This window comes from Sediminibacterium sp. FW305-C-49, from assembly GCF_058231085.1.
Window position 1 is genome coordinate 195493 of record NZ_JBIQXS010000003.1, and the last position, 26711, is coordinate 222203.

At 41.7% G+C, this 26711-nt stretch carries 28 protein-coding genes; 21 read left to right on the forward strand and 7 right to left on the reverse strand.

The window, feature by feature from the left end:
* The first annotated feature begins 42 nt into the window (after window positions 1-42).
* Together ACH3Z1_RS14980 and ACH3Z1_RS14985 are read left to right on the forward strand one after the other, a co-directional pair.
* Window positions 43-993: an isoaspartyl peptidase/L-asparaginase family protein gene (locus tag ACH3Z1_RS14980; RefSeq protein WP_490822795.1), complete on the forward strand. Its 951-nt coding sequence runs from the start codon at window positions 43-45 to the stop codon at window positions 991-993.
* 77 nt (window positions 994-1070) lie between these two features.
* On the forward strand, window positions 1071-1748 hold the full coding sequence (locus tag ACH3Z1_RS14985) for a 2-C-methyl-D-erythritol 4-phosphate cytidylyltransferase (protein ID WP_490822796.1): 678 nt from the start codon (window positions 1071-1073) through the stop codon (window positions 1746-1748).
* Here the strand turns inward: ACH3Z1_RS14985 and ACH3Z1_RS14990 are convergent.
* From ACH3Z1_RS14990 to ACH3Z1_RS15000, 3 genes are read right to left on the reverse strand one after another with little or no spacing between them, the layout of a single operon-like run.
* Window positions 1745-2641 carry a hypothetical protein gene (locus ACH3Z1_RS14990; protein WP_490822797.1) on the reverse strand — a complete coding sequence of 299 codons (897 nt, stop codon included), beginning with the start codon at window positions 2639-2641 and terminating at the stop codon, window positions 1745-1747. The genes ACH3Z1_RS14985 and ACH3Z1_RS14990 overlap by 4 nt on opposite strands.
* 6 nt (window positions 2642-2647) lie before the next feature.
* Window positions 2648-3097, reverse strand: coding sequence for a DUF2147 domain-containing protein (locus ACH3Z1_RS14995; RefSeq protein ID WP_490822798.1), 450 nt, complete (start codon window positions 3095-3097; stop codon window positions 2648-2650).
* An 11-nt stretch (window positions 3098-3108) separates the two neighbouring features.
* Window positions 3109-4389, reverse strand: coding sequence for a metal-dependent hydrolase family protein (locus tag ACH3Z1_RS15000; RefSeq protein WP_490822799.1), 1281 nt, complete (start codon window positions 4387-4389; stop codon window positions 3109-3111).
* A gap of 239 nt (window positions 4390-4628) precedes the next feature.
* On the opposite strand from ACH3Z1_RS15000, the gene ACH3Z1_RS15005 reads away from it, so the two are divergent.
* The 12 genes from ACH3Z1_RS15005 (at window position 4629) to ACH3Z1_RS15060 (ending at window position 15009) form a co-directional block, all read left to right on the forward strand.
* A complete protein-coding gene (locus tag ACH3Z1_RS15005; protein ID WP_490822800.1) occupies window positions 4629-6053 on the forward strand; it encodes an anthranilate synthase component I family protein in 1425 nt (474 codons plus the stop codon).
* A gap of 60 nt (window positions 6054-6113) precedes the next feature.
* Window positions 6114-6698: an anthranilate synthase component II gene (locus ACH3Z1_RS15010; protein ID WP_490822801.1), complete on the forward strand. Its 585-nt coding sequence runs from the start codon at window positions 6114-6116 to the stop codon at window positions 6696-6698.
* A 29-nt stretch (window positions 6699-6727) separates the two neighbouring features.
* Window positions 6728-7720 (forward strand): anthranilate phosphoribosyltransferase, encoded by a 993-nt coding sequence (trpD, locus tag ACH3Z1_RS15015; protein WP_490822802.1) that lies wholly within the window; start codon window positions 6728-6730, stop codon window positions 7718-7720.
* 1 nt (window position 7721) lies between these two features.
* Window positions 7722-8504, forward strand: coding sequence for an indole-3-glycerol phosphate synthase TrpC (trpC, locus tag ACH3Z1_RS15020; RefSeq protein ID WP_490822803.1), 783 nt, complete (start codon window positions 7722-7724; stop codon window positions 8502-8504).
* A gap of 1 nt (window position 8505) precedes the next feature.
* Window positions 8506-9147, forward strand: a complete 642-nt coding sequence (locus tag ACH3Z1_RS15025) for a phosphoribosylanthranilate isomerase (RefSeq protein WP_490822804.1) — start codon at window positions 8506-8508, stop codon at window positions 9145-9147.
* Window positions 9148-10332 (forward strand): tryptophan synthase subunit beta, encoded by a 1185-nt coding sequence (gene trpB / locus ACH3Z1_RS15030; protein ID WP_490822805.1) that lies wholly within the window; start codon window positions 9148-9150, stop codon window positions 10330-10332.
* Between the two features lie 15 nt (window positions 10333-10347).
* On the forward strand, window positions 10348-11118 hold the full coding sequence (gene trpA / locus ACH3Z1_RS15035; RefSeq protein WP_490822806.1) for a tryptophan synthase subunit alpha: 771 nt from the start codon (window positions 10348-10350) through the stop codon (window positions 11116-11118).
* Window positions 11119-11120: 2 nt separating this feature from the next.
* The gene (hisH, locus tag ACH3Z1_RS15040; protein WP_490822807.1) at window positions 11121-11714 is read left to right on the forward strand and encodes an imidazole glycerol phosphate synthase subunit HisH; all 594 of its coding nucleotides are present in this window, start codon (window positions 11121-11123) and stop codon (window positions 11712-11714) included.
* A 7-nt stretch (window positions 11715-11721) separates the two neighbouring features.
* The gene (gene hisA, locus ACH3Z1_RS15045) at window positions 11722-12441 is read left to right on the forward strand and encodes a 1-(5-phosphoribosyl)-5-[(5-phosphoribosylamino)methylideneamino]imidazole-4-carboxamide isomerase (protein WP_490822808.1); all 720 of its coding nucleotides are present in this window, start codon (window positions 11722-11724) and stop codon (window positions 12439-12441) included.
* A gap of 50 nt (window positions 12442-12491) precedes the next feature.
* On the forward strand, window positions 12492-13250 hold the full coding sequence (gene hisF, locus ACH3Z1_RS15050) for an imidazole glycerol phosphate synthase subunit HisF (RefSeq protein WP_490822809.1): 759 nt from the start codon (window positions 12492-12494) through the stop codon (window positions 13248-13250).
* 78 nt (window positions 13251-13328) lie between these two features.
* The gene (gene hisIE / locus ACH3Z1_RS15055) at window positions 13329-13925 is read left to right on the forward strand and encodes a bifunctional phosphoribosyl-AMP cyclohydrolase/phosphoribosyl-ATP diphosphatase HisIE (RefSeq protein ID WP_490822810.1); all 597 of its coding nucleotides are present in this window, start codon (window positions 13329-13331) and stop codon (window positions 13923-13925) included.
* A 1-nt stretch (window position 13926) separates the two neighbouring features.
* Window positions 13927-15009: a redoxin domain-containing protein gene (locus ACH3Z1_RS15060; protein ID WP_490822811.1), complete on the forward strand. Its 1083-nt coding sequence runs from the start codon at window positions 13927-13929 to the stop codon at window positions 15007-15009.
* Window positions 15010-15090: 81 nt separating this feature from the next.
* Here the strand turns inward: ACH3Z1_RS15060 and ACH3Z1_RS15065 are convergent, their stop codons facing one another.
* Window positions 15091-15444 carry an ArsC family reductase gene (locus ACH3Z1_RS15065; RefSeq protein WP_490822812.1) on the reverse strand — a complete coding sequence of 118 codons (354 nt, stop codon included), beginning with the start codon at window positions 15442-15444 and terminating at the stop codon, window positions 15091-15093.
* Between the two features lie 152 nt (window positions 15445-15596).
* Between ACH3Z1_RS15065 and ACH3Z1_RS15070 the strand changes: the two genes are divergently transcribed.
* The 3 genes from ACH3Z1_RS15070 to ACH3Z1_RS15080 all read left to right on the forward strand — a co-directional run bounded on the left by ACH3Z1_RS15070 (window position 15597) and on the right by ACH3Z1_RS15080 (window position 19193).
* Window positions 15597-18050, forward strand: a complete 2454-nt coding sequence (locus ACH3Z1_RS15070; protein ID WP_490822813.1) for a TonB-dependent receptor — start codon at window positions 15597-15599, stop codon at window positions 18048-18050.
* A gap of 143 nt (window positions 18051-18193) precedes the next feature.
* Window positions 18194-18373 carry a hypothetical protein gene (locus ACH3Z1_RS15075; RefSeq protein WP_490822814.1) on the forward strand — a complete coding sequence of 60 codons (180 nt, stop codon included), beginning with the start codon at window positions 18194-18196 and terminating at the stop codon, window positions 18371-18373.
* Between the two features lie 58 nt (window positions 18374-18431).
* Window positions 18432-19193: a carboxypeptidase-like regulatory domain-containing protein gene (locus ACH3Z1_RS15080; protein WP_490822815.1), complete on the forward strand. Its 762-nt coding sequence runs from the start codon at window positions 18432-18434 to the stop codon at window positions 19191-19193.
* Between the two features lie 15 nt (window positions 19194-19208).
* Here ACH3Z1_RS15080 and ACH3Z1_RS15085 read toward each other — a convergent pair whose 3' ends face one another.
* From ACH3Z1_RS15085 to ACH3Z1_RS15095, 3 genes are all read right to left on the reverse strand, one after another.
* Window positions 19209-19715 (reverse strand): hypothetical protein, encoded by a 507-nt coding sequence (locus ACH3Z1_RS15085; protein WP_490822816.1) that lies wholly within the window; start codon window positions 19713-19715, stop codon window positions 19209-19211.
* A gap of 71 nt (window positions 19716-19786) precedes the next feature.
* A complete protein-coding gene (locus ACH3Z1_RS15090; RefSeq protein ID WP_490822817.1) occupies window positions 19787-20032 on the reverse strand; it encodes a hypothetical protein in 246 nt (81 codons plus the stop codon).
* 83 nt (window positions 20033-20115) lie between these two features.
* Window positions 20116-20883 (reverse strand): (Fe-S)-binding protein, encoded by a 768-nt coding sequence (locus tag ACH3Z1_RS15095; RefSeq protein WP_490822818.1) that lies wholly within the window; start codon window positions 20881-20883, stop codon window positions 20116-20118.
* A gap of 222 nt (window positions 20884-21105) precedes the next feature.
* On the opposite strand from ACH3Z1_RS15095, the gene ACH3Z1_RS15100 reads away from it, so the two are divergent.
* Genes ACH3Z1_RS15100 through ACH3Z1_RS15115 form a run of 4 tightly spaced genes read left to right on the forward strand, consistent with a single transcriptional unit; the run spans window position 21106 to window position 26676 of the window.
* Window positions 21106-22683, forward strand: coding sequence for a hypothetical protein (locus tag ACH3Z1_RS15100; protein ID WP_490822819.1), 1578 nt, complete (start codon window positions 21106-21108; stop codon window positions 22681-22683).
* A gap of 41 nt (window positions 22684-22724) precedes the next feature.
* Window positions 22725-23516 carry an eCIS core domain-containing protein gene (locus ACH3Z1_RS15105; RefSeq protein WP_490822820.1) on the forward strand — a complete coding sequence of 264 codons (792 nt, stop codon included), beginning with the start codon at window positions 22725-22727 and terminating at the stop codon, window positions 23514-23516.
* Between the two features lie 43 nt (window positions 23517-23559).
* Entirely contained in the window at window positions 23560-25773 is a 2214-nt protein-coding gene (locus ACH3Z1_RS15110; RefSeq protein WP_490822821.1) for a hypothetical protein, read from the forward strand.
* A gap of 3 nt (window positions 25774-25776) precedes the next feature.
* Window positions 25777-26676 carry a pentapeptide repeat-containing protein gene (locus ACH3Z1_RS15115; protein WP_490822822.1) on the forward strand — a complete coding sequence of 300 codons (900 nt, stop codon included), beginning with the start codon at window positions 25777-25779 and terminating at the stop codon, window positions 26674-26676.
* The last annotated feature ends 35 nt before the right edge of the window (window positions 26677-26711 follow it).

Here is a 26711-nt window from a genome sequence, read left to right on the forward strand (position 1 = left end):
AGTTTTCTTATTGGCTAATTTCGGGTGCTTTAAGAAACAGCTATGGCAGAGAATTTCACGATTGTAGTACATGGTGGGGCAGGAACCATCCTGAAAGAAGATATGACCCCCGAACTGGAACAGGCTTACCAGACAGGTTTACAACAAGCGCTGGATGTTAGTTATGCAGTACTGGAGCAGGGTGGTACAGCAGTGAACGCTGTAAAAGCAGCGATTGTAATACTCGAGGATAATGTATTGTTCAATGCAGGCAGAGGCTCTGTATTTACCAAAAAAGGTTTACAGGAAATGGACGCTGCCATCATGGACGGGTCAACACTGGCTGCAGGTGCCGTTGCTGCTATCAGGAACGTAAGAAACCCGATAGAGCTGGCCACTGAAGTGATGCGCAACAGCAATCATGTGTTCCTGAGTGGAAAAGGAGCCAATGATTTTGCCATTAAACAGGGTGTGAAACTGGAACCCGATGAGTATTTTTTCTCACAGTTCAGGTACGATCAATGGAAAGCCATCAGGGATTCAGATAACTATTCACTCGATCATACCAACCATCACTTGGAAGAACTGATGCGCGATAAAAAATTCGGCACCGTAGGTGCTGTAGCCTGCGATACCAAAGGAAATATAGCAGGCGCCACATCAACAGGTGGTATGACAAACAAAAAATATGGCCGTATAGGCGATAGTCCGCTGATTGGCAGTGGTACTTATGCCAATAATCATACATGTGCCATCAGTTGTACAGGGCATGGGGAGATGTTTATCAGAACTGTGGCTGCCTATGACGTAAGTTGCCTGATGGAATACAAAGGCCTCAGTTTGCAGGAAGCCATGGAAGTGGTGGTGCACGATAAACTCATGAAACTGGAAGGGGAGGGAGGCATGATTGGTGTTGATGCCAAAGGCAATGCCGCCATGGTTTTTAACAGTGCAGGCATGTACCGGGGGCTGAAAAATAGTGGGGGCAGAAATGAAGTTTTTATTTACAAATAATTATATTTGGTTAGAACTGATACACATGAGAAAAGGGTGGGCTACATTTGTAGCCCTCTTTTTTTAGAGAAAACATCATGCAAAAAATTGCTGTTATTGTTGCCGGCGGAACGGGCCAGAGAATGGGGGCCTCCATACCCAAACAATTCCTGTTATTAAACGGGAAACCATTGCTTTATTACAGCATTCAACGATTCCTCGAAACATGGCCTGATCTTGAGATTATTCTCGTATTGCCTAAAGAACATATTGCTGCAGGTAACGACATCATAAATGAGTTACAGGCAAGTTCACGCGTAAAAATAACAATTGGAGGAGACAGCCGGTTTCATTCTGTGAAGAATGGACTGGCACTGATAAAAGATCAGGCGGTTGTATTTGTGCATGATGGTGTCAGATGTCTTGTCAGCAGCGATCTGATCAAACGCTGTTATGCGCAAGCACTGGAAAAAGGAAGTGCCATACCAGCTATTGCGGCAACAGACAGTATCCGTATTGCGAATAAAGATCATCACGAAATAATCGACAGAAATAAGGTTCGCATTATTCAGACACCACAGACATTTCTGAGTGAAATACTTATTCCGGCTTTTGATCAATCCTACGAAGAAAAATTTACAGATGAAGCAACAGTGGTGGAAGCTTCAGGCAAAGAAGTATTTCTGGTAGAAGGAGAATACACAAATATAAAAATCACCAGACCTGCAGATCTGGTGATTGCTGAACAGATCATGCAATCGCAGGACCCTGTTTAAAGTCCTGTTAGAAAATTCCTTTTATAATGAAAATAAGGCTGAACATGTCCGCCGAATTTTTTGTAAAAAGTTTTAACGCCCTCCAGTTCAGAACCTTCAAAATCAAATAAAAGATCCTGTCCACCAAATTCCTGTAAAATCTGGTCAAGCAACCAGTGATTACTATGCTGTAATCTTCCCTCTGCAGTGGTAGTATTAAAGAGATGATAGATTCGTTTATTGTCTCTTAAAAGCAAAGCATTAGACAGCATTGTACCGTTTTCATTACAAACCGATCTTACAATACAATTACGACGGTTATCCAGTTGTTTACAAAGCACTGTAAACCTCGAAAATTCATCTTCACTTACATGGGGTATTCGGGTAGCATAGTTTTGCTGATACGATTCAATAGCCGATAAATAATCATATTGCTTGTTCAGTAAAAAACCCGGGTTGCTTTTTTGTAATGTTTGTTTGAGATCATGGCTATAGGCGGCCTGGATGGCGGTATAGCCGTTGCTGAGGTTGATGATAAAATTGGTTTTGTTTTTAGCTTTTACTGCCGAAGCGAGCCGGTGATTACTGAAATTCAAATAAAGATCACCATGCCAGGCAAACCAGCGAATCTTTCTGATAAGCCTGTCATAATCAACAGCCTCTGTATTGCCCATAATACCCAATTGCTGAATAAAGGGAGGCGTATAATAATACCTGAAGCCATACTTTTTTCTCCAGGGTAAAGTCATGATTGCTTCATAATCACCCACAACAATACCGTGCCAGTTGTCGCATATATTGTCTAAATAATCATACTGAGCGTAAATCAGGCCATTGGAACTGTTATGAATACAATTATCCCATTTGCTCTGTTCAATAAGATGGGGGGGTAATATCAGTATTTCTTTATTCAATCATCGTCAGTTAATACGTGTCCATGTTTCTGTTCTGCCCAATAATGCAACGCCAATGTATCCTCTAACACTTAATATTTTTACATCTTTTAACCGTAAAAAACATTTATAGTCTTTGCCGTTTTGCGGATCATAGATTCTTCCACTGTTCCATTCATCATCATCAAATACAAAGTCGCGAAGAATGATTGCCCCAATCAGAGGTTTGGTTTTAAGCGAAGCATTTGGATTTTTCGAATCAACTTTCGGATTACCCTGTTCATCATTAGGTTCTTTTAGCCATACCAGTTTGCCATAATATTTATTGCCCTGTTTATAAATCTGAATTTGTCCTTTCCCGGAAGCATTCAGCCAGGTGCCAATGATCGCATCAGGGTTTATCTTATCGTTACCGAATGCGATGAACGAGCATAAAAACAACATGCTGGTCAGTAATAATCTTACTCTTTTGCGCATATTAATCTGATTTAAGGATGTAGGTAAACTTTCCCTTCTTTAATCACCAAAACCGTTTTTCTCATCATTGAAATATTCTCGAACGGGTTTCCATCAACAGCAATGATATCGGCCAGTAAACCTTTTTGCAACCGGCCAATTTTATCAGCTACCCCAAATACGCCCGCATTAACTGATGTGGCGGATTTAAGTACGTCAATGGTTGGCATACCATACTCAACCATCAGTTCCATCTCACGTGCATTATCGCCATGAGTAAATACACCCACGTCACCACCAAAGCAAATGGTTACAGCTTTCTTTAGTGCAAGCTGAAAAGTTTTTTTCTTGGCAGCTACGCGATCAGTTGGTGGCATGCTTCCTTTTTTCCAGCCATTATAGCTTGCGGAAGCTTCAGCGGCACTGAGGGTGGGGCAGAGTGCTACTTTATTGCGGAGCATCCAGTCAAACACTTCATCATTGGCATAATCACCATGTTCAATGGTGCTGACACCTGCTTGTGCTGCTCTTTTCATGCCTTCAGCGGTACTGGCATGTGCCACCACCTGCCGGCCTGCACTTGCAGTCACTTCAACAGCTTTGCGTAGCTCTTCAAGCGTAAAAGTGGGTGCAGGCAAGTCATCTGGGCCCCATCTGTAATCGGCATATATTTTTATCAGATCAGCACCATTACCTATTTGTTGCCTGATTTCTTTTGTCAATTGTTCCACACCATCTGCTTCGGCAGCACCTTTCACCAACTGGTGGCTCAGGTTGCCGAGCTTAGGGCCATAAGTACCAGTGGCAACAATGGCTTTGGTGGCAATCAGCATTCTGGGGCCGGGTATAATTCCTTTTTCAATAGCCGATTTTAAACCAACATCTGCATAACCTGCACCTTCGGAGCCTAAGTCTCTTACAGTCGTAAATCCGGCCATTAGCGTGTTGCGGGCGTGAACAACGGCCCTGGCAATTCTTTCTGCATCAGATTCTCCCAATACCTGCTTTTCCCAGGTAGCCTCATTGTATGGGTGGAGAAGCAGGTGAGAGTGGCCCTCAATCATACCCGGCAATATGGTTTTGCCTTTCAGGTCAAAAGTCTTAATCGCAGCGGGTTTCGGCAGACTTTCCAAAGGGCCGGTGGCGATAATTGTTTTTCCCTGTATGAGAACACCCCATCCGGTATGTATTTGTTCGCCATCAAAGAGGCGATCGCCTTTAATCAGTATAAAACTATCGGTTGTTTGTGTTGCGGTTGCCTTGAGGCTTCCAGTAAGCAATAGAAGGGGCAGTAAATAGCGGAATTGGATCACCAGCTTTCGGTTTTCCTGAAAATACCAAACTATGATCGAAAAAAAATTTGTTTGTATAATACAAGTACCCCATTTTTGCAACACGATGAAAATAACAATCAACATTCAGTGGTGGTGGCATTCAAACTCCAATCGGGGATTGTAATGGCGTAGCCAATACTGTATGAATCATATTCAGAAACCCCGACAGTCATTGTCGGGGTTTTTTGTTGATATACCCTAGGGTTCAAAAAAGAAACATGAAAAAGATCCAGATTCAGACGAGTGTAAAAAAAATACTGGCAGATGTGTACACACCGGTTGGTATCTACCTGCGTATCCGCGACAGGTTTCGGGATACTATTTTGCTGGAAAGTACCGATCATCACGCAGCAGAGAACAGCTATTCATTTATCTGTATCAATGCCATTGCAGGTGTTGAAATACGTTCGGCAGATACCATGGAAATAAAACTACCTGCACAGCAGCCTGAAAAACGGGGAATCAGCGATCAATCGACGGTGCCCGTTCAGTTATGGGATTTTATGAAACAGTTTGATGTCGAGGCAGTACCAGCAAAAGAAGCGGCTTTTGCACAGGGGCTTTTTGGTTACAGTTGTTTTGATGCAGTCAGTTTTTTTGATACTGTTCAGTTAAAAAAAACAACATCAGAAAAAACAGTGATTCCTTTGATGCGGTACAGGTTATACCAGTATGTAATTGTATTCAATCATTTTAAAGATGAATTGTTTATCTGCGAAAACAGGATCAATGGAATTGAGTCTGAACTGGCCGTTGTGGAATCATTGATCAGGAGTAAGGATGTGCCTGTTTATCCATTTAAGGTAAAAGGGACAGAAACATCAAACATGACTGATGCGGATTACCGTTCAATGGTACAGAAGGGAATCCAGAGCAGTTTGCGGGGAGATGTATTCCAGATTGTATTAAGCCGGCGTTTTCAGCAATCATTTACAGGCGATGAATTTAATGTGTACAGGGCTTTGAGGACAGTGAATCCATCACCTTATTTATTCTTTTTTGATTATGGTGAATACAAACTGATGGGATCATCACCCGAAGCACAATTGATCATACAGCAGGGTAAAGCCATTGTTCATCCGATAGCCGGTACATTTAAAAGAACGGGCGACGATGAAGTGGATCAGCAGATGGCAGCCCGCTTACTGGATGATGCCAAAGAAAATGCAGAACATGTAATGCTGGTAGACCTGGCCCGCAACGATTTGAGCCGGACCTGTTCTGAAGTGGAAGTAAGCCAGTACAGACAAGTACAATACTATAGCCATGTGATTCATCTGGTAAGTGAAGTGAGGGGGAAAGTACCTGCAGGACATAACCCATTTGCCATCCTTGCACAAACCTTCCCTGCTGGCACATTGAGCGGAGCGCCAAAATTCAAAGCGATGGAACTGATTGATGCATATGAACCAACGTCCCGCAGTTATTATGGAGGTGCAATTGGATTTATGGGTTTTGATGGCAGTTGCAACCATGCTATTATGATCCGTACATTCCTTAGCAGAAACAATACGCTTTATTATCAGGCAGGAGCAGGTGTTGTAGCCGCTTCCAATCCGGAAAGCGAATTACAGGAAGTAAACAATAAATTGAATGCGCTCAAAACAGCCATCGGTATAGCAGAGAAAATAGGTGATGCCTGAGCCAACAAATCAAAAATCAAAGATTCCCAAAGGGGACTTTCAGACAAAAAATTAAACTTAATGAACATCCTTGTTTTCGATAATTACGATTCATTTACCTATAACCTGGTTCACCTGGTCGAAAAAATCATTCATGGGAAAGTAACCGTGAAAAGAAATGACCAGATAACACTGGAAGAAATAGAGGTCTTCGATAAAGTTATTTTATCACCTGGGCCAGGTGTGCCAACAGAAGCAGGCTTGTTATTACCCTTAATTAAAACATATGCGCCATCAAAATCAATATTAGGCGTTTGTCTGGGGCACCAGGCGATTGGAGAGGCTTTTGGGGGGAGTTTAACCAATCTCAGTACGGTTTATCACGGAGTGGCTACACCTATTCAATTACAAACCGCAAGCCGTAAGCCACACGTAAATGATGTTTTCCAGGGGTTAGAAAAAGAACTGATCGTTGGGCGATACCATAGTTGGGTCATCAATGAAGACAATTTTCCTGCTGAACTTGAGATTACAGCAAGAGACCAGCATAATTATATCATGGCATTACAACATAAGACTTATGATGTACAGGGCGTGCAATTTCATCCCGAAAGTGTATTAACGCCAGATGGAGAAAAAATTATGCGCAACTGGTTGAGACAATAACACAATTTTGAATTTTGATTTTCTGGACTATGAAAAAATTATTACAATATTTATTTGAGCATAAGACATTAAGCCGTGAAAAGGCAAAAGAAGTATTGCTTCAAATGTCTTCCGGCCAATTCAATGAATCGGAGATGGCTTCCTTCATTACCGTGTTCCTGATGCGCAGTATTACCATTGAGGAATTACAGGGATTCAGGGATGCTTTGCTGGAGCTTTCTGTGAAAGTAAATATGAACGGACATGAAGTAATGGATATTGTTGGAACTGGTGGAGATGGTAAAAACACTTTTAATATCTCCACTTTATCCTGCTTTATTGTAGCAGGTGCGGGGCAGCAGGTAGCCAAACATGGTAACTATGGTGCATCATCAGTTAGCGGTGCATCAAACGTAATGGAGCAGTTGGGGTATAGATTTAAGAATGATGAAGGACAGTTGAAAAAAGAATTGGATGCGGCCAATATCTGTTTTCTGCATGCGCCATTGTTTCATCCAGCCTTAAAAGTAGTATCGCCTATTCGTAAAAATCTGGGGGTACGTACTTTTTTTAATATGCTGGGTCCAATGGTAAATCCTGCATCTCCTGTATACCAGTTGGTAGGTGTATATAACCTCGAAATGGCGCGTATTTATAATTACCTGCTACAGGAAACTGGCAGAGCATTTACGGTGATCCACAGCCTGGATGGCTACGATGAAATTTCATTAACCAACGATACCAAAGTGATTACCAATGAAGGCGAAAAAATCATGACACCGGAGCAACTGGGTAAACGAATGGTAACGGCAGAAGATATATATGGAGGTAACACAGTTGAGGAAGCTGCCAAATTGTTCACACGTATCATCAAAGGAGAAGGAAGTTGGGCACAGAATGCGGTGGTACTGGCCAATGCCGCCATGGCACTACATTGTACCGGAAAATATAATAACTATGAAGCAGCCTATGCTGCAGCAGTAGAAAGCCTTGAAAGCAAAAAAGCATTCCTGGCATTAGAAAAATTAATCAACCTGCAATAAGATGAATATACTGGATACCATAGTAGCACAAAAAAGAAAAGAGGTTGAGCAGCGTAAATTAACTACACCCATAAGTGTATTGGAGCAACAGGCTCATTTTATCAGACCTGTTTTTGCGCTTACGGTTTTTCTGGCCGATAGTAACAGAACGGGTATTATCGCAGAGTACAAAAGAAAATCACCATCAAAAGGCATCATCAATGCTACTGCAACAGTTGAAGAAGTAACAAAAGCCTATGCAGAACATGCGGCAGGCATATCTGTACTCACCGATACGGATTTTTTTGGGGGAAGTACTGCTGATCTTGAAAAAGCACGCTTCAATAATATTCCCATTCTCCGTAAAGATTTTATAATCGATGAATATCAGGTATATGAAGCCAAAGCCATGGGTGCAGATGTAATATTGTTGATTGCAGCCTGCTTAACGCCACAGCAGGTAAATGAATTGGGAGCCTGTGCCAAAGGACTGGGTATGGAAGTATTACTGGAAATTCACAATAACGAAGAGCTGGAACATATCAGCGATATGGTAGATATGGTAGGCGTAAACAACCGAAACCTTAAAACATTTGAAGTGGATATACAGACCTCGCTTCAACTGATCGACCATATTCCTTCTGGGAAACCAGCTATTGCAGAAAGTGGCATCAGTAATGTAGATACAATCGTAACTTTACGCAATGCCGGGTTCTCTGGTTTTCTGATAGGAGAAAACTTTATGAAAGAACCCAACCCTTCGATTGCTTTTGCTGATTTTGTACATCAACTAAAAGCAAACTGATATGCGAATCAAGGTCTGCGGTATGACCAATACCGAACAAGTCATGCAACTGGATACGATGGGAGTTGAATTTGCCGGGTTTATTTTTTACCCCAAATCACCCCGTTATGCATTCAGGAATATGTCAAGACCTGAGATAAAAAAAATAAAAGGACAACATATCAATAAAGTTGGTGTTTTTGTGAACACCCCAGTTGAAGAATTGTTACAGACAGTAGATGAATGTGGTCTGCACCTCGTGCAATTACATGGCGATGAAACACCTAAGTACTGTGAAAAAGTGGCAGATTATGTAGGTGTAATCAAAGCATTCAGGTTACGCGAAGAAGACCAGGTGCTGTGGAAGGTAAAAGACTATCAGGATATTGCTGATATGTTTTTATTCGATACAGATGGAATGGGCTACGGAGGAACAGGAAAGAAATTCAACTGGACCATGCTCAAAGGACTCAATATCAACAAACCTTTTTTTCTGAGCGGAGGTATTGGTCCGGGAGATGTAGATGAATTATCTTCTTTTGTAAAAGACCCGGTTGCAAAAGATCTTTTTTCTATAGACGTAAACAGCAAGTTTGAAACAATACCGGGTTTAAAAGATATGCAGGCAGTGGAAAAATTTGTGCAGGCAATAAAACAATTATAAATGACAACTACTTATCAGCAACCAGATGTACAGGGTTATTACGGGCAGTTCGGTGGAGCGTACATTCCTGAAATGCTGCATCGTAATGTAGCAGAACTGAGGGCTCAATACCTCAACATTATGAACGACCCTGCATTCAAAACCGAATTTGAAGCATTGCTAAAAGATTATGTAGGTCGACCAACACCATTGTTTCATGCTGAACGACTGAGTAAAGAAACAGGAGCAACCATTTTTTTGAAGAGAGAAGACCTTTGTCATACCGGTGCGCACAAAATCAATAATACCATCGGACAAATACTGCTCGCCCAACGATTGGGTAAAACAAGAATTATTGCAGAAACAGGAGCGGGTCAGCACGGCGTTGCAACAGCTACAGTTTGTGCGTTAAAAGGCATACAGTGTATCGTTTATATGGGTGAGAAAGATATTGACCGACAGGCGCCCAATGTAGCAAGGATGAAGATGCTGGGAGCAACAGTCATTCCAGCCACAAGTGGGAGTAAAACATTAAAAGATGCTACCAATGAGGCGATACGCGACTGGATCAACAATTCCAACGACACACATTATATTATCGGCAGTGTCGTGGGTCCGCATCCATATCCCGATATGGTAGCAAGATTCCAGAGTGTCATCAGTAAGGAAACACGTGCACAGTTAAAAGAAAAAACAGGTACAGAACTGCCAACGCATGTCATAGCTTGTGTTGGTGGTGGGAGCAATGCAGCAGGAGCTTTTTACCATTTCCTGGACGAAACATCTGTACAACTGGTGGCAGTAGAAGCAGCAGGTCATGGGGTAAATAGCGGCATGAGTGCGGCGACTACCCAATTGGGTAAACCGGGTATTTTACATGGCAGTAAGAGTTTACTGATGCAAACAGCAGATGGACAGGTAATAGAACCACACAGTATTTCTGCGGGACTTGATTATCCGGGTATTGGCCCATTGCATGCCAACCTGTTTGAAACAGGAAGGGCTGTTTTTGTGAGTGCAACCGATGAGGAAGCTTTACAGGCCGCATTTCATGTCAGTAAAACAGAAGGTATTATACCGGCCCTCGAAACAGCGCATGCGTTTGCTGTATTAAACAAACTGAACCTGAAAAATACAGATCGAGTAGTGATTTGTCTCAGTGGCAGGGGCGATAAAGACCTGTCAACCTATATGCAACATTTATAAAGTTTACAACAACAAATGAGCAGGATACAACACTTATTTCAACAAAAAAAACAAAGGGTACTGAATGTGTATTGCACAGCAGGCTATCCGGGGATGAACGATACCATTCATATAATACAGGCCCTTGAAGAGAGTGGGGCAGATTTAATAGAACTGGGTATGCCTTACAGTGATCCGCTGGCCGATGGTCCGGTGATACAAGCCAGTAGCACCGTTGCTTTGCAAAATGGAATGAGTATCGCTATTTTGTTTCAACAATTAAAAGACCTGCGTTCTACAACAGATATCCCCTTGATACTGATGGGTTATATGAATCCTGTATTACAATATGGGTTTGAACAATTTTGTAAAGATGCGGCAGCAGTAGGGGTTGATGGATTGATATTACCCGACCTCCCGGAATATGAATACGAAATCATCTACGGATCGGTAATCAAAAAATATGGCCTTGATTTCATTTTTCTGGTAACACCGGAAACCAGTGAAGAGAGAATTAAAAAACTCGATACACTGAGTACTGGGTTTTTATATGCTGTTAGTTCATCGGCTACAACAGGAAATGACAAAGATTTTAGTTTGGTTGAAACTTATCTGCAACGTTTGCAAAGTCTTCAGCTCAGCAACCCCATACTGGTAGGCTTTGGTATCAAAGATAAAGCCACTTTTGAAGCAGCCTGTAAATATGCCAATGGCGCCATCATTGGCTCTGCATATATCAAAGCATTGGAACAAGGAAAAGATATTCGTGCAACAACAAAACAATTCCTGGAACAGGTATTACAATAAATATGAATCTGGTAATCATAAAATATAATGCGGGGAACATTCAATCGGTTCGTTATGCATTGGAACGAATTGGCGCAACAGCAACTGTTACAGATGACCATGACAGTATAGCTTCTGCTGATAAAGTAATTTTTCCCGGTGTAGGAGAGGCGAGTACTGCCATGCAATATCTCAAAGAAAGAAAACTCGATCAGCTTATTACCACTCTCCAACAACCCGTGTTGGGTATTTGTCTGGGAATGCAACTGATGTGCAAGCATTCGGAGGAGAATAACACTATCTGCCTGAATATTTTTGAGGAAGAGGTAAAACAGTTTAAACCAGAACAGGGTGATGGTTTGAAAGTGCCACAAATTGGCTGGAACACAATACAGCATTTAAAAACACCGCTTTTTGATGCAGTAGCAGAAAACAGCTATTGTTATTTTGTACACGGTTATTATGCGGCAAAGGGCGAACACACAATTGCTGCGACTGATTATATACAACCCTATAGTTCTGCATTACACCGTGATAATTTTTATGGTGTTCAGTTCCATCCCGAGAAAAGTGCGGAAGTGGGAGAGAAAATATTGGCTAATTTTTTAAAGATCTGATCAAAAAATGCAAATTATTCCGGCAATAGATATCATTGATGGTAAATGTGTGCGGCTTACGCAGGGCGACTATAACCAGAAAACCATTTACAACGAAAATCCGTTGGAAGTGGCTTTGCAATTCCAGGACGCTGGTTTGCAGAGACTACATTTGGTAGATCTGGACGGAGCAAAAGCCGGCGCTGTAAAGAACTGGAAAGTATTGGAGCTGTTAACAGCCAAAACATCTTTGGTGATTGATTTTGGTGGTGGTATTAAAAAAGAAGAAGACCTGTCTGTGGTGTTCGATTCAGGAGCTGCTTATGCTACCATTGGTAGCCTTGCTGTAAAACAGGAAGATGTTTTTGCAGCATGGATAAAAAAATATGGAGCCAATAAGTTTTTACTTGGTGCAGATGTGAAAGATGAAAAGATAGCTGTAGCAGGCTGGCTCGAAACAACAGATATATGGATTTATGATTTTATTGAAAAATACATGGGGCAAGGCATTCGGCAATTGTTCTGTACCGATGTAAGTAAGGATGGTAAACTGGAAGGGCCTTCTGTTGTTTTGTACAAACAGATACTCGAAAAATTCCCTTCACTCCAATTTATTGCAAGTGGTGGTGTAAGTAATATGCATGATCTTGAATTGTTACGTGAAACAGGATGCAAAGGTGCCATTGTAGGTAAAGCAATCTATGAAAACAGGATCAGCTTAAAAGAACTGTCAAAGTTTAATAGATAAGTTTAAAAATAAGAGAACGCAGCGTTAATAGTTAGAAATCATTTTGAAAAATGCTCACAAAAAGAATCATACCCTGTCTCGATATTAAAGATGGCCGTACTGTAAAAGGGATCAATTTTGAAAATATTCGCGATGCAGGTGATCCTGTTGAGCTGGGTGCATTGTATGCCAGAACAGGAGCCGATGAACTGGTGTTTCTGGATATAACGGCTACCAATGAAAAACGTAAAACCCTGAGCGCACTGGTCAACCGTATCTCTCAAAACATCAATATCCCTTTTACTGTTGGTGGTGGTATCAGCAGCGTGGAAGATGTACAGGTGTTGTTACAGCATGGTGCTGATAAAATATCCGTAAACACGGCTGCTTATAAAAATCCGCAACTGATTGCCGATCTCTCAAAAGAATTTGGCTCGCAGTGTGTAGTGCTGGCGATAGACACCAAACAGGAAGCAGATGGTCAATGGTATGTATACCTGAATGGAGGACGGGTAAAAACAGATACCCTGTGCACAGACTGGGCAAAACAAGCGGTGAATCTTGGAGCCGGTGAAATATTGCTGACCTCCATGAACCATGATGGCACCAAACAGGGTTTTGCATTGGATATAACAGCAACACTTGCCGGTAGTTTATCTGTTCCGGTTATTGCTTCTGGGGGTGGTGGTACCATGCAACATTTTACAGATGTATTCACGCGTGGAAAAGCTGATGCGGCACTCGCGGCCAGTATTTTTCACTTCAAAGAAATCGGTATACCGGAACTGAAAGAGTATCTTGCAGAGCAGGGAGTAAGGGTCAGGAAATAGATAATGAGAAATCAGGAATAAGCGATAATTGAATAATGACGTGGGGGGCTTTTTTTGAGTGATTAAACTAATAGTATTATGAAAGTAGATTTTGGGAAATATGCGGATGGGCTGGTGCCGGCGATTGTGCAGGACTTCAATACACATAAAGTATTGATGCTGGGTTTTATGAACCAGGAAGCACTTGCCAAAACCGAAGAATCGGGGAAAGTTACTTTTTACAGCCGCAGTAAAAAAAGGCTCTGGACCAAAGGGGAGGAGAGTGGTAATTTTCTGGAACTGAAGAGTATAGCTGCTGATTGTGATAACGATACTCTACTCATACAGGCGCATCCAGTAGGACCTGTATGTCATACAGGAGCAGATACCTGCTGGAGCGAAAGAAACCACAGCGAAGATTTTTTATTGTACCTGGAAGACATTATCCGTTTGCGAAAACAGGCTTCACCTGATGAGTCATATGTAGCAAAATTGTTCTCAAAGGGTATCAATAAAGTGGCCCAGAAAGTAGGAGAAGAAGCAGTAGAACTGGTCATTGAAGCCAAAGATGACAATGCCGAACTCTTTCTGAATGAAGCAGCAGACCTGCTCTTCCATTATTTACTTTTACTTAACGCCAAAGGCCATAACTTAGGGTCGGTGATAGATATATTGAAAAAAAGACACTCGCGATAGTATGAAAAAATTATTGGTGCTATTATTACTGCCCTCTGCTCTTTGGGCTCAGGTGGGCAAAGATTCTTTCGCTATAAAGGGCACGATCAAAGGTCTGCCAGATAATACCATTGTTTTTGTAAGCAATGGGGTAACCGGACAAACCCTTACAACCGATGTGGCGAGTAAGGGCAATTTTTTATTAAAAGGCCGGGTAAAACAGGCAGAACTCCTTCAAATTGGTTTTGTAAGACGGAATGAAAAACTGGATATTTTTATCGGAAATGATCTGGTAACATTAGATGCTGTAATCTCGAATCTGAATGCTGCTGTGGTTACAGGCTCGGCGGTACAAAAAGATTACGAACGTTTCAGGGTTAAGTTCAATCCTACAAAAGATAAACTCAATAGTCTAGCTTCTGTCATCAACCAATCAACCCAGCCTAAAAAAAGAGATTCTTTAATCAATGTATTCAATCAATACAAAGCAATTGTACTGGCTGATGCAGCTAGTTATGTAAAGAGTAACCCGGAATCTCCTGTAAGTCCGTTTGTGTTATTTGCAGTAAGTCCACTTTATGAAAGTATTGATGAACTCGAAGCACGTTACAATGAACTGCAACCGATAGTGCAAAAAGGATTTTATTCGGAAGCAGTTGCCAAAATGATCTCCGATGCCAAAGTAGGAATGGTAGGTTCAATGGCAATAGATTTTACGCAGAATGATGTAGAGGGTAACCCGGTAAAATTATCTTCTTTCAAAGGCAAATACGTATTGGTTGATTTCTGGGCAAGCTGGTGTCGTCCCTGTAGAATGGAGAACCCCAATGTGGTATTGGCTTATAATACGTATAAAGACAAAAATTTTACCGTATTGGGTGTATCACTCGACCAGGACCGTAGTAGCTGGTTGCAGGCCATTAAAGCCGATAGTCTAACCTGGACACATGTGAGTGATCTTCAGTTTTGGAACAATGCTGCTGCACAATTATACCGTATTCAAAGTATTCCGGCTAATATGTTGATTGATCCCGAAGGAAAAATCATCGCCCGCGACCTGCGCGAGCAGTATTTGCAGCAGAAATTAAAGGAGTTGCTGAAATAGGTGAATCGTGAATGATCAATAGTAATTAGTGTATGGTTATTACTGTAACATCTTCACCATTGACCATTGACGATTGACCATTCATGACATAAATACTTCTTCATATTTCTTCGCATCAAACCCCACCACCATCACTTTATCTCCTTTGGTAATAACCGGACGTTTGATGATGCTGGTATTTTCTATCATGATGGGTATGGCTTTTGCTGCGCTGGTTACAGATGCCTGTATTGCCGGAGATAATTCCTTATAGGTAGTGGATCGTTTATTAAAAATGGTTTCCCAGCCTGCCTGTTCGCACCAGCTTTTTAATTCTTTGGCAGTAATCCCCATGGTTTTATAATCATGGAAATGATAGTTTATTTTTTGCTCCTTCATCCAGTTCAACACTTTTTTTACCGTGTCGCAATTCGGAATGCCGTATATCGTGTACATATTTCTTGTGGTATTTTTAAATTGCTGCGAATATACGAGGAGCCGATAAAAAGGCTTATTCCCCGATTTTCTGCGGTATAGAGCCAATTATCTAATTTCCCGGCGATTATAACCCAATAATCTTTATTTTGTTGTCAAGCAATCGAAAAACCTTGAGAATCTACTTACTGTGGGTAGCACTGTTGATTACCCCGTCAATTATCGCACAAAAACCAGAAGAAAAAACCCGTGCCCAGATGGGGCTCATCATTGGTAATATTTTAGAGTCTAAAACAGGAAAACCACTTGCTTACGCCAGCGTGCAGTTACAGTTACTGGCCGATACATCAAAGAAACTGAGTAAGGTTGCTGATAAAAATGGTGCCTTTGAATTCAGTAAGCTATCGTTAGGTTATTACCGGTTAATGGTGAACATGGTAGGTTACGCTGAAACAAGAATCGATAGTATCAATCTCCGCTCTGAACGATATGATTTTAACCTTGGCGATATTAAACTGAATGATGCATCCAGTTCTTTAAATGAAGTAATTGTATATGCAGAGAAACCACTGATTGAAAACAAAGACGACAAAATCACCTACAATGTAGGTGAAAGTGCTTTAAGCGGTGGTGCTACCACAGCCGAATTATTAAAGAATATGCCACTGATCAATAATGACCCCACCGGCAAAATATTACTCAAAGGAAAAGAGCCCAAGATTTTGATTGATGACAAACCCACAGAACTCAATGCACAGCAATTGCAGGACCTGTTAGAGAGTTTGCCAGGGAGCAGCATCGAGAAAATTGAGGTCATGACTAATCCGCCGCCACAATACGCAACGGAAACGGGTGGTGTTATTAATATCGTTACCAAAAAAGGAAAGATAGGATGGGTGGGAAGAACAACGGTAAGTGGGGGTACAAGGGGAGAAGGTAATATTGCCCTGAATGCCAGCTATAGAACACAACCTTTCTCGCTGAATATTACAGCAGGTATCGGCGGAAGTGTATTAACCGGCAACAGTTACTCAAAGCGGGAAAATATTTACAAAGACTCTATCAACTATTTCAATACAACAGGTGCATTTGAAAATAAAAATCTTCGCCCAAATCTGCGGGTGCAAAGTGATTTTGAAATGAATAAAAGAAACCAGTTAAACATTACTTACCAGGGTAACCTCAACTATTACGATAATGAGAGTAATAGCAGTTTCACCAATATCAACAAAGACAAACAAATATACCGTTACAGTACACGTACCAACAGAAGTGACGGGGAAGGATATGGTCATAATGCATCTCTATCCTATACCCATAAGGCAAAGAATCCAGCAGAGTTTGTGAGGGTGATCCTGAATGCCAATTTCAACAAGAATAACAATGACCGTGGGTTTTTCCAGGAATTCCTGCAGCCTGATATGTCGCCCACAGGTATAGACTCTACACAGTCGCAATTTTTTGATAATTATAATCGATCTGTTTCTGCCCGTATTGATTATAACAAACCACTCAAAAAAAAGGGGAGTAATTTTTCAACAGGGGTTACTTATAACAGGTCTTATTTTCACAATACACTTAATACAAATTTTCTTAGAAAGTCTGACAGCCTGTTTATACCCAATGATTTACTGAGTAATGATTTTGAGTTTCGGCAGGATATCTTTACTGCAAGAGCAGGTTTTGGATTACAACTCAATAAAGGATGGCGCCTGAATATGGGTGTGCAGGCTGAACATACTGCCATGGGTTTTACTTTTTTCAAAGGAAACAGTACCAATGTAGATAATAGTTACTGGAACCTGTTGCCCAATTTTACTTTACGTAAAGAATTTAATAAAACACTGAATACATCAATCGTTTACAGGGCAACCATACGTCGTCCGGGTATCGGTGAACTGAATCCGAATGTTGATTACAGTGATCCATATAACCTTCGTTTTGGTAATCCTTATCTGCGTCCAACCTTATCTGATAATTTCGACTGGACCGTTAGCTGGATCAAGGGTAAGTATTATATCAATACATCGGTAGGGTATAATAAACTGAGAGATGTGTTCAACTCCATCCGTAACCTGGTGGGTGGCGGTAAAACCGAGGTGAGCTGGCTGAACATTGCCGACAGAAAAGAATATGAAGCCAGTATCTGGGGTGGTTATACCATCAGTCGCCAGTGGCGTATCAATACCAGTATGGGTTATACCATGAACCGTTACAGTGCCGCAGAAAAAACATTGTATAAGTACCGTGACGGGAACAGTTTTTACAGCAGTTTCAATTATACGTTTACACCCAGTAATGTGTTAACTTTTGAAGGAAGTGTCCGGTTCAGCAATTTTGCCAACCCGCAGGGAAGGAGCAGGAGCAATGTAAATATGAACCTGGGAGTGCAGCATCGTTTTTTTGAGCGCAGGCTGATCATTAGTTTCAATGCCATTGATCCATTTACGCCTCAGCGTTATACCACATATACTTATGGGGCCAATTTTAACCTCGAGAGTTTCAATTCAAGTAATACCCGCAATTTCAGGTTGTCGGTAAGCTACCAGTTAAACAGGGTGGTGCAGAAGTCAAAGTTGAGTGATAAAGACAAGAAAGCTGCCTTGCAAAAAGTAAAGAAGGCCTGATCATTCTGACCATAGATTCATAGATGATGATTCGCTAATCTGTGAATCTGTGGCTCAAAATTCATCTCAAAATCTACATCCACTTTTATGGTATTGACTTGATATTGTGAAATATTAATTCTATTTTACTGAAAATTGTCAACATGAAATACCAGATCAGTCTTGTAATAGCAGCAACGCTAATAGGCTTCCTGATATACGCCATCAGTTTCTGGGGCTTTGGTCTTGAATCAAAACAATCCTGGGTACTCGCCATTGCTGCCAGTTTCGCTGGTTTGATTGTAGAATGGATACGTCCACTTTTTCTTAAAAAGAAAGTATAAGACTGGTGCGTTCTGTTTGAACAAAATATATTTTATTTTGAAAGGAAAGCGATAAAGATTGAGAGAAAACGCACATAGATATAAAATCCGAATTGACAATCCCTGTAATCAAAATTGGAATGGGTTTCCACCTAGAGAAGGGGGAGGTAGATATTGCGGCAATTGCGCAAAAAACATTACAGACTTTTCACAGTATTCTGATGATGAATTGATTAATGCAATCAAAAATGATATGATATCTTGCGGTCGTTTTGAGATAAAACAACTCGATAGGATAATAAAACAAGAAGAAGTTGCAAAAATGTTAGGGTTGAAGGCTAGAGTTCTCAGAATAATTACGGGATGGGTTTTGTTATTTTTTTCAAAACAAGGAGTGACTGCTGAAGTTTCGCAATCATTATATACTGAGATAAATACTAGTTACAAAAAGGGTGATGTAAAAACTAAAGAATTAGCAACTATAGCAAAGCAGGACACTCTTAAAAATTATATTACAGGCAGAATACTTGAAAAGGAAACGGCAAAACCGGTAGCATACGCAGTAGTGCTTGTTCAAGGTACACAGATATCTACATTATCCGATACAGCAGGTAATTTTATTTTAACATTACCTGCGGATATGCTAGGACAAACTATAACGCTGGAAATAGTTTCAGTTGGCTATGATAAAATGGCTGTTTTAGTAGACCCGAAGCAAACAAGAAACAACTTAATTCAATTAGAAATGGCTTCTACTCTCATGGGAGAAGTAGTAATTACGAACTGTTTTCCTAAAAAGAAAAAATGGTGGCAAGTGTGGAAAAGGAAAAAATCACGCTGATTGCGTTGCTATATTTTATAATGTGCTCATTTTTGCCTTTAACCAACTATTTTTTACTGGTACCAACCATTTCTCCATTAACTCTTCTTTGGTGGAAACCAGGTTATTGAAGTACTGTGTATCAGGACTGATAAAATGATTCTCCAATGCATAGTTGAACTGTGCCAATGGAATCAGTTGTATTTTATCTTTCACCACGAAAGCCAGTTGTTGGCGGTCGAACATACTCACTTTAAAACGCTCCTCAATTTGTTTCACCACTCTGACTGAACTGTCAGTACTGCAACCACTTACACCTGTAGCTGTTTCATCGGCTATGAAAACGAGGAACTGACCAAATAAGAGATTGGCATAACCTTTTACTGGTGTGCCATGGCTCAGCCAGTTGTCTGTAAATTCTTTCAGTATATCTTCAATCTCAAATGCTTCACTGATCAGGAATAAGCGAGATGACTGGTATACCCACACACGGGAACTAGGATGAAAATCGGATGGGATGAAAGAATGATAGTTCAGATCCATAGGGCAAAGATACAAAATGAAATTGCTGATCTCAGATGGCGGATGTCGGATTTTTTGTGAAAGAAGGTGCGTTAATTCGTTTCGGTTTCGGCTGGTTTTGAGAAAGACGAGATGAAAGCCATAAAAATGGCCAGATAAAGATGCCTAAGTATATGCGGAAAGGCAAGTTCTTCGATGCCATCTTTTTGAAACAACAAACGCCAGCCTACAAAAAACAGGAACAGGAAAAAACTTATCCACCACATTCTTCTTAACGAAAAATAACGCCAGCGAAACTGCTCCGTTCCTTTTTTGAAAAATGTTATGATAGCACTCATATTAAACATGTTAATTCACTCGTCACTAATAAATCCTGCATCAGATATCCTACATCTGACATCAGACATCTGCCATCAAAATATTATTCCCCCATGCTTTGTGCCACCATCTCCGCAATATCGAGTACGGCAACTTCTTCTTCTTTTTCGCGGTTCTTAACACCATCTGTCATCATGGTATTGCAGAATGGACAGGCTGCTGCAATAAAACCGGCACCTGTGGCCAGCGCTTCATCTGTTCTTTCGATATTAATTCGTTTGTCGCCGGGTTCATCTTCTTTGAACATCTGTGCACCGCCGGCACCACAGCATAAACCCTTACTTCTGCAACGTTTCATTTCTACCAGTTCGGCATCCAATGCTTCCAGTACTTTTCTTGGGGCTTCATAAATATTGTTAGCTCGGCCGAGGTAACAACTGTCGTGAAAAGAAATTTTCTTTCCTTTAAAGGCACCTCCTTCTTTTAATTGAATACGGCCTTCATCTATTAGTTGCTGCAGTAGGGTAGTGTGGTGAATCACTTCATAATTTCCGCCCAGTTCTGGGTATTCATTTTTGAGGGTATTAAAACAATGCGGACAGGTGGTGACAATTTTTTTGATGCCATATCCATTCAGTACCTGGATATTCTGGTAAGCCATCATCTGGAACAGAAATTCATTACCAGCCCTGCGAGCGGGGTCGCCGGTACAGGCTTCTTCTTTACCCAGTATGGCATAGCTGAATCCTACTTTATCCAGTATGCTGGCAAAAGCTTTGGTGATCTTTTGAGCACGCTGGTCAAAACTGCCAGCACAACCTACCCAGAATAATACTTCGGGTGTTTTCCCATTCATTGCCATTTCAGCCATGGTCATCACTTTCATAGCCATTCAAATTATTGCTGAAAAACAGCAGGTTATCAATTTTTTATGCTTTTGTAAGATGTATTCCTTGCAGATTACGGTTGTAAATTTATGGGTATCAGGTTATATGAAAGCTGTTTTGTTAGATACCCACTCCCAGATTTGTATTTATCATAAAAAAAATGGATATTGTTGGACCTAGGGATTCAGAAACACCAGCTCCCCCTCATGAAAACAAACCGACACGCGTTTACTGGTAAATCACCGGTCAGAATAGAAGAATCAGCGCAACAGAAATCTGCTGCTCCTGTAAAATCGCTTCCGGCCGTTCGTCCATTTTCTCATACACCTGTACAAAAAAAAGCTGTTGAACAGCCTGAGGAAAAAACCGAAACCATACCAGTCATAAAAGCGGTTCAATCGGAGGAAATCGCTGAACCCAATGATGCTCCGTCTCTGAAGTCAACTGATACAACTAATGCTCAGCAGCCGGTTCAAAGAGCAGGTTTGTGGGATCGGTTCAAATCAGGAGCTTCATCATTAGGATCATCTATTAGTTCAGGAGCCTCATCATTATGGGATAAAACGAAATCAGGAGCAAGTGCTGCCGGTAGTGCCATCGCTTCTGGCGCCAAAACAGCAGGCAGTGCCATTGGCTCGGGGGCATCGTGGTTATGGGATAAAACGAAATCTGGAGCGAGTGCTGCCGGTAGTGCTATCGCTTCCGGTGCAAAAAAAGCAGGAAGCGCTATTGGCTCTGGGGCATCATGGCTGTGGGATAAAACGAAATCAGGAGCAAGTGCTGCGGGAAGTGCCATCGCTGCGGCTCCGGATAAAGCATCAGCTTTCATGAACAGAGATGAAAACATTAATCGAAAAAATACAGCACTTAATTCCGGATTACCCATGGCATTAACAGGTGCCAGTATAAATGCTGCGGTTGATACTGGTCAAAAAGGTTTTTTACAGCAGGGAAAATCTGCAGGTGGAACAGTAGGTGGTTCATTAAGCATTGCCGGAGGAGCTGTGACAGGGGGATTGGGTGTTTATGAAGCTGTTAAAGCTGCTCAGACAGGCGATACCAAACGCGGACTTCTGGCCGGAGCAGATATAGCCAGTGGGGGGCTTTCGGTCGCTAGTGGTGCTTTATCGATTGCCGGAACGACCGGTGCGGCCATACCAGGTCTTGGTATAGCATCCGCCGGATTAGATACCCTGGTACAGGGAGGTAAAAGTATTTACGCGCATAAGCAGATGAATAAACTGGCTGCTATGCAAAGCAGGATACAGGAAAGAAACGGACCTGGTTTTGGGCAACTGTCTCCGGGCCAGGGTTATACAGGTGATCTGAAAAAACAATTTGCCCTGTTAAACATTGCCAAAGAAGCAATGGATGTTCGAAGAAAACAACGTAACAGAGCGGGCATTAATGCAGTTGGTTCTGCCATTGAAACTGCAGGACACAGTACGGTTGTGGGAGCAGGTGTTACCGGAATTGGTGCGGCGGTAGGTATGGGGTTGGTGGCTGGTGGTAAAGGTATCAAAGCTATTGCAGGTCTGGTTCGTGGCGCCAAACAAAAAATGATTGACAAGGGCTGGGTTGGAAAGGGCAAAGAGGATGAAAGAACCTCAGAAAACAAAGAGAAGCGGGCTCAGGCATTCATCGATAATGTATTGGAAAATCATTCAGATCCCGAAGTGCAGGAAGCAATGGATGCATTAGGAGCCAACAAAGAGCAAATGGCATTATTGAAGGAAGGTAAATTGCCAAGAGCAGAAATTTACAAACTGTATAAAGCAAGATAAATAACAGTCATCATTCATTCAGCACTCTTCAAACCGTTTATATGTTTACCGCAAAAGAATCCAAATCCAAAAAAGCGAATGAGCAGGAGGTAGAGTCTACAGCCTATTCAACCGCAAAAAAATTACCTGCAGTTGCACCCAGTTTTGTTCAGACAGGTCCTGTTCAACGAATGGGCGTGGAAGAAGAAGAGCCTATGCAGGGTAAGTTCGCCACCGTTCAGAAAATGGGAGTCGAAGAAGAAGAGCCCATGCAGGGTAAATTTGAAACTGTTCAGAAAGCAGGAGTAGAAGAAGAGGAACCCATGCAGGGTAAATTTGAAACTGTTCAGAAAGCAGGTGTAGAGGAAGAAGAACCGATGCAGGGTAAGTTTGAAACTGTTCAAAAAGCAGGTATAGAAGAAGAGGAGCCCATGCAGGGTAAATTTGAAACTGTTCAGAAAGCAGGTGTGGAAGAAGAGGAACCCATGCAGGGCAAGTTTGAAAATGTAGTGCAACGCGAAAAAAATAATACAGGACTGCCTAATAACCTCAAATCCGGGGTTGAAAAACTATCCGGAGTTTCGTTGAATGATGTGAAAGTGCACTATAATTCCGCCAAACCTGCTACATTACAAGCCCATGCATATGCACAGGGTACCGATATTCATGTAGCACCAGGGCAGGAAAAACATTTACCACATGAAGCCTGGCATACGGCTCAGCAAAAACAGGGTAGGGTAAAACCAACGATCCAGATGAAACAGGGTGTGCCCGTGAATGATGATGCAGGCTTAGAATCAGAAGCAGACCAGATGGGAGCAAAAGCATTGGAAGTGGGTAAGGACAATAGCTAGACATAAGATTTAATGCATAACCTCATCTTTCAAAGCGCATGTCTTGGCCGAAGAATCCAAAGTAAATAAAACAAATGCCCCTGTTCAGCAAGCATCTGAAAGTGTGGGTGAAAACGGTATATCCTTACCTGCGGTTCCAATAGCACAACTGGCCAAATTTCATACCAAAGCAAAAAAAGAAGAAGGTGCAGGTGATCCGCATGAAGAAGCGGCAAAAACATTTAAGCTTACAACCCAACGTAAACCTGCTGAACCTCTATCAGACCCTGTTCAGCAGGAAGCATTCAAACCCCGTTCAGTTCAGTTAAAACAAATGGACGGGTTTGCGGTTGGTCCATATCGTCCAGAACCTGTTCAAAAAAAATCAAGCAGGGATTTGCCGGTTATTCAGCAAATGAGTGCAACAGGAGTGGTTCAGCGGGAAGGAGAAGGAGAGGGTTGGACAGAAGTAAAAGGGAAAGGCCGTGGTAAAGGAGGCGCTGGGGCACCAGCAAGAGATCCTGCAAGTCCGGCACCTTCCAGTACATCGATTGAAACGGAAAATCCATTTGCCCCACTGGCTCCCAGTTCTCCCAGAACTGTTGCAGAACTGGCGGCAGGTATATCTGCCAAGCGTGCAGAATGGGCTTCGGATGATGATGTGTTGATGGAAATACTAAAGGGGCCGTTCGAAGCAAACTGGTTTAAAGCCAGAGCCTGTTTAACAATGGGGCAATGGCCATCTACCATAACACCCGATAAAAAACCTTCGCACGACGATGGCATTATGTTGATGAATGCATTGGTCGATATGCGTTGGCGCGTATGGAAAGAGTTTACAGATATTGCGCTTGGGAAAATGCAGACAGCCGTAAAAGAAACGGCACAGAACCCAGCCATGGCTTCTGTGAAAGATAAACTGATGGATGAGGGTAAAGAAAAAGACAAAGATAAACTGGCCAAGACACTGGATCCGGTAGGCTCCATGGCTGTTACTTCAGATATTGACCTTTCATTGGCAGGCAGCAATACTGAAATTGCAGTAGGCCTTCTGAATAAAGAATTCCGATCGCATTTCGGAGTACCTTATGATCCGGGAACCGTATTTGATATTAACGTGTATGCATCTGACTGGATACATGGTGCAGATGATACAAGTGCACCTGGAAGTACCACCAAAGAATATACGCCTAAGCCAGAGGTAAAAGGTATGTCGAAGCAAGCGGTGGAAGAACGCGATGATAAAATGGAAGTATGGTCGCTGGTGAAAGTGAGAAGAAACATGGAGCAGACAGAGTGGGATTCTTATGTAAGACAAACCCTGAGCGTATTGCCACCAGGTACTGCTAAAACAAAAATGAAAAACAAACTGGATCAGGCAGCATTGGAGTATGCTAAATTCAGGGATGCTGTGACCAAAAGAATACAGAAGAATGATGCAAAGCTGAAAGCAGATGAAAGCAGGCTTACTTTCTCTGGCGGAAAGAAAAGCGCTTTTGAGAATAATGCTGAATTCGAAGAGTCGGCAGCAGAAACCAGGGCCTCAAACGAAATTTATGCAGAGAAACTGGTCGAAATAAAAGCATTGAGATTGCAGTTAAATACCCTCACCAATGCCCCTGTTAAAAACCAGGTTGAGATTGATAACCTCGGAAAGGTATTAGGCGATAAAATAGCCGAAGCCCTGACTTATGCAAACGAAGTGTACGCTACAGAAGGCGCTGTGCAACACACTGTACTGGATCAGGGGGCTGGAAAAAAACTGGATAAACTGAAAGCAGAAGCAGCAGATGAACGCAAGAAACCAGTTGGTCAGCAGCGACGAGAAATACTGGATCAGGAAAACATACAAAAAGTAAAATACAATTTACGCAAAGAGCTTTTCCTCCAATCTGTAAATGAGAATGTAGGAGATGCGTTACACTCACTGCATGCCTATCATCACCTGCCTTATTATGCCGCGTATCGTGCAGGTAAATATATGTCGAGACTGGTAGAAGCTTCATCCAAACTGATTGATGATGAAGAAGCTTTAGCCCGGATACCATTTTATGAAGAAGTTGCGCATATCGGAACAACCGCCATGTCCATCAAATCGAATAAAGTAGTAATTGAAGGGAAGGAGCTGGAAGGAGACCCTGCTGAAGTGGAAAAGAATGACCTGTTCAAAACATTTGATCATGGTAAAGTAGATGCCTTACGCGTAAAAGTCATTTCATTTGGTGCAAAAGTGCCGGCTATTTTTAATGAAAAGAAAGCAGAAGCTACAGGAGAATAAAAGATGAATACTTTGAAGTCTACAGAATGGATTGAATTGCTGAAATCGGATATCAGCGCCTTTAATACTGCCATTGCATCAGTAGCGGCAGCAGATCGAACCATGTTCAGAGCTGCAGATCTATCGGGGCTTGATCTCAGACAGGCGCACCTGCATTATTGTGATTTTACAGGGGCCTGTTTAAACGATGCCAAGTTGCCTGGTCTGGCATTATCACGTTGTCGTTTGTACCAGACTGAATTGAACAATATTGCTCTGGATGATCCTTACTGGCAGCCAGCCATACAGCAAATACAGCTATTGTGGCGTAGCGCAGAAGAATGGAATCATTTTCGGACAACAAATACACCAGCGATACTGGAAAGTGCCTGTTTTGAAAAAGCCAATCTGGCAGATGCTGATTTATCTGGTATGTTTTTTACATCGGCTAATTTCAATGGAGCTGATATCAGTAAATGTAAACTTGAAGAAACTAATTTTCTTGGTGCTAATCTTCATAAAGCAAAGCTGTCTGATAATATATTGGACCACACAAATTTTGCAGAAGCCAATATGAAAGAAGCAATACTGGATGGCGCAGTATTTCGTTTCTCTAACCTGGTAAAAACAGATATTGCTGGTTCTTCATTAAACCATGTTTTCTTTGAGCATACGGATGCACATTCCATGCAAGCAGAAAATTGTAACTGGCAAGATTCAAAAGCGTCGAATAGTCTTTTCTTTGATGCCTCCTTAAGTAATAGCCGTTTTACCAATACAGATTTTGATCATTGTAATTTCAATGGAGTTTCCTTTCAACAGTCGGTATTCAGTTATGCAAGTCTGATAAACTGTACGATGTCAGGTGCAGATACAACAGGTGCAATATTTGAAAATACGAGACGCGAAGACGCTGTATTTTAACTCCTATCTAAGATAATCAGCTTTCACAAAACTCC

Excerpts from the sequence above, each read along its gene's own strand:
- ACH3Z1_RS14980 (WP_490822795.1), top strand. The coding sequence starts at position 43 with ATGGCAGAGAATTTCACGATTGTAGTACATGGTGGGGCAGGAACCATC.
- ACH3Z1_RS14985 (WP_490822796.1), top strand. The coding sequence starts at position 1,071 with ATGCAAAAAATTGCTGTTATTGTTGCCGGCGGAACGGGCCAGAGAATG.
- ACH3Z1_RS14995 (WP_490822798.1), bottom strand. The coding sequence starts at position 3,097 with ATGCGCAAAAGAGTAAGATTATTACTGACCAGCATGTTGTTTTTATGC.
- ACH3Z1_RS15005 (WP_490822800.1), top strand. The coding sequence starts at position 4,629 with ATGAAAAAGATCCAGATTCAGACGAGTGTAAAAAAAATACTGGCAGAT.
- ACH3Z1_RS15010 (WP_490822801.1), top strand. The coding sequence starts at position 6,114 with ATGAACATCCTTGTTTTCGATAATTACGATTCATTTACCTATAACCTG.
- trpD (WP_490822802.1), top strand. The coding sequence starts at position 6,728 with ATGAAAAAATTATTACAATATTTATTTGAGCATAAGACATTAAGCCGT.
- trpC (WP_490822803.1), top strand. The coding sequence starts at position 7,722 with ATGAATATACTGGATACCATAGTAGCACAAAAAAGAAAAGAGGTTGAG.
- ACH3Z1_RS15025 (WP_490822804.1), top strand. The coding sequence starts at position 8,506 with ATGCGAATCAAGGTCTGCGGTATGACCAATACCGAACAAGTCATGCAA.
- trpB (WP_490822805.1), top strand. The coding sequence starts at position 9,148 with ATGACAACTACTTATCAGCAACCAGATGTACAGGGTTATTACGGGCAG.
- trpA (WP_490822806.1), top strand. The coding sequence starts at position 10,348 with ATGAGCAGGATACAACACTTATTTCAACAAAAAAAACAAAGGGTACTG.
- hisH (WP_490822807.1), top strand. The coding sequence starts at position 11,121 with ATGAATCTGGTAATCATAAAATATAATGCGGGGAACATTCAATCGGTT.
- hisA (WP_490822808.1), top strand. The coding sequence starts at position 11,722 with ATGCAAATTATTCCGGCAATAGATATCATTGATGGTAAATGTGTGCGG.
- hisF (WP_490822809.1), top strand. The coding sequence starts at position 12,492 with ATGCTCACAAAAAGAATCATACCCTGTCTCGATATTAAAGATGGCCGT.
- hisIE (WP_490822810.1), top strand. The coding sequence starts at position 13,329 with ATGAAAGTAGATTTTGGGAAATATGCGGATGGGCTGGTGCCGGCGATT.
- ACH3Z1_RS15060 (WP_490822811.1), top strand. The coding sequence starts at position 13,927 with ATGAAAAAATTATTGGTGCTATTATTACTGCCCTCTGCTCTTTGGGCT.
- ACH3Z1_RS15065 (WP_490822812.1), bottom strand. The coding sequence starts at position 15,444 with ATGTACACGATATACGGCATTCCGAATTGCGACACGGTAAAAAAAGTG.
- ACH3Z1_RS15075 (WP_490822814.1), top strand. The coding sequence starts at position 18,194 with ATGAAATACCAGATCAGTCTTGTAATAGCAGCAACGCTAATAGGCTTC.
- ACH3Z1_RS15085 (WP_490822816.1), bottom strand. The coding sequence starts at position 19,715 with ATGGATCTGAACTATCATTCTTTCATCCCATCCGATTTTCATCCTAGT.
- ACH3Z1_RS15090 (WP_490822817.1), bottom strand. The coding sequence starts at position 20,032 with ATGAGTGCTATCATAACATTTTTCAAAAAAGGAACGGAGCAGTTTCGC.
- ACH3Z1_RS15095 (WP_490822818.1), bottom strand. The coding sequence starts at position 20,883 with ATGGCTGAAATGGCAATGAATGGGAAAACACCCGAAGTATTATTCTGG.
- ACH3Z1_RS15100 (WP_490822819.1), top strand. The coding sequence starts at position 21,106 with ATGAAAACAAACCGACACGCGTTTACTGGTAAATCACCGGTCAGAATA.
- ACH3Z1_RS15105 (WP_490822820.1), top strand. The coding sequence starts at position 22,725 with ATGTTTACCGCAAAAGAATCCAAATCCAAAAAAGCGAATGAGCAGGAG.
- ACH3Z1_RS15115 (WP_490822822.1), top strand. The coding sequence starts at position 25,777 with ATGAATACTTTGAAGTCTACAGAATGGATTGAATTGCTGAAATCGGAT.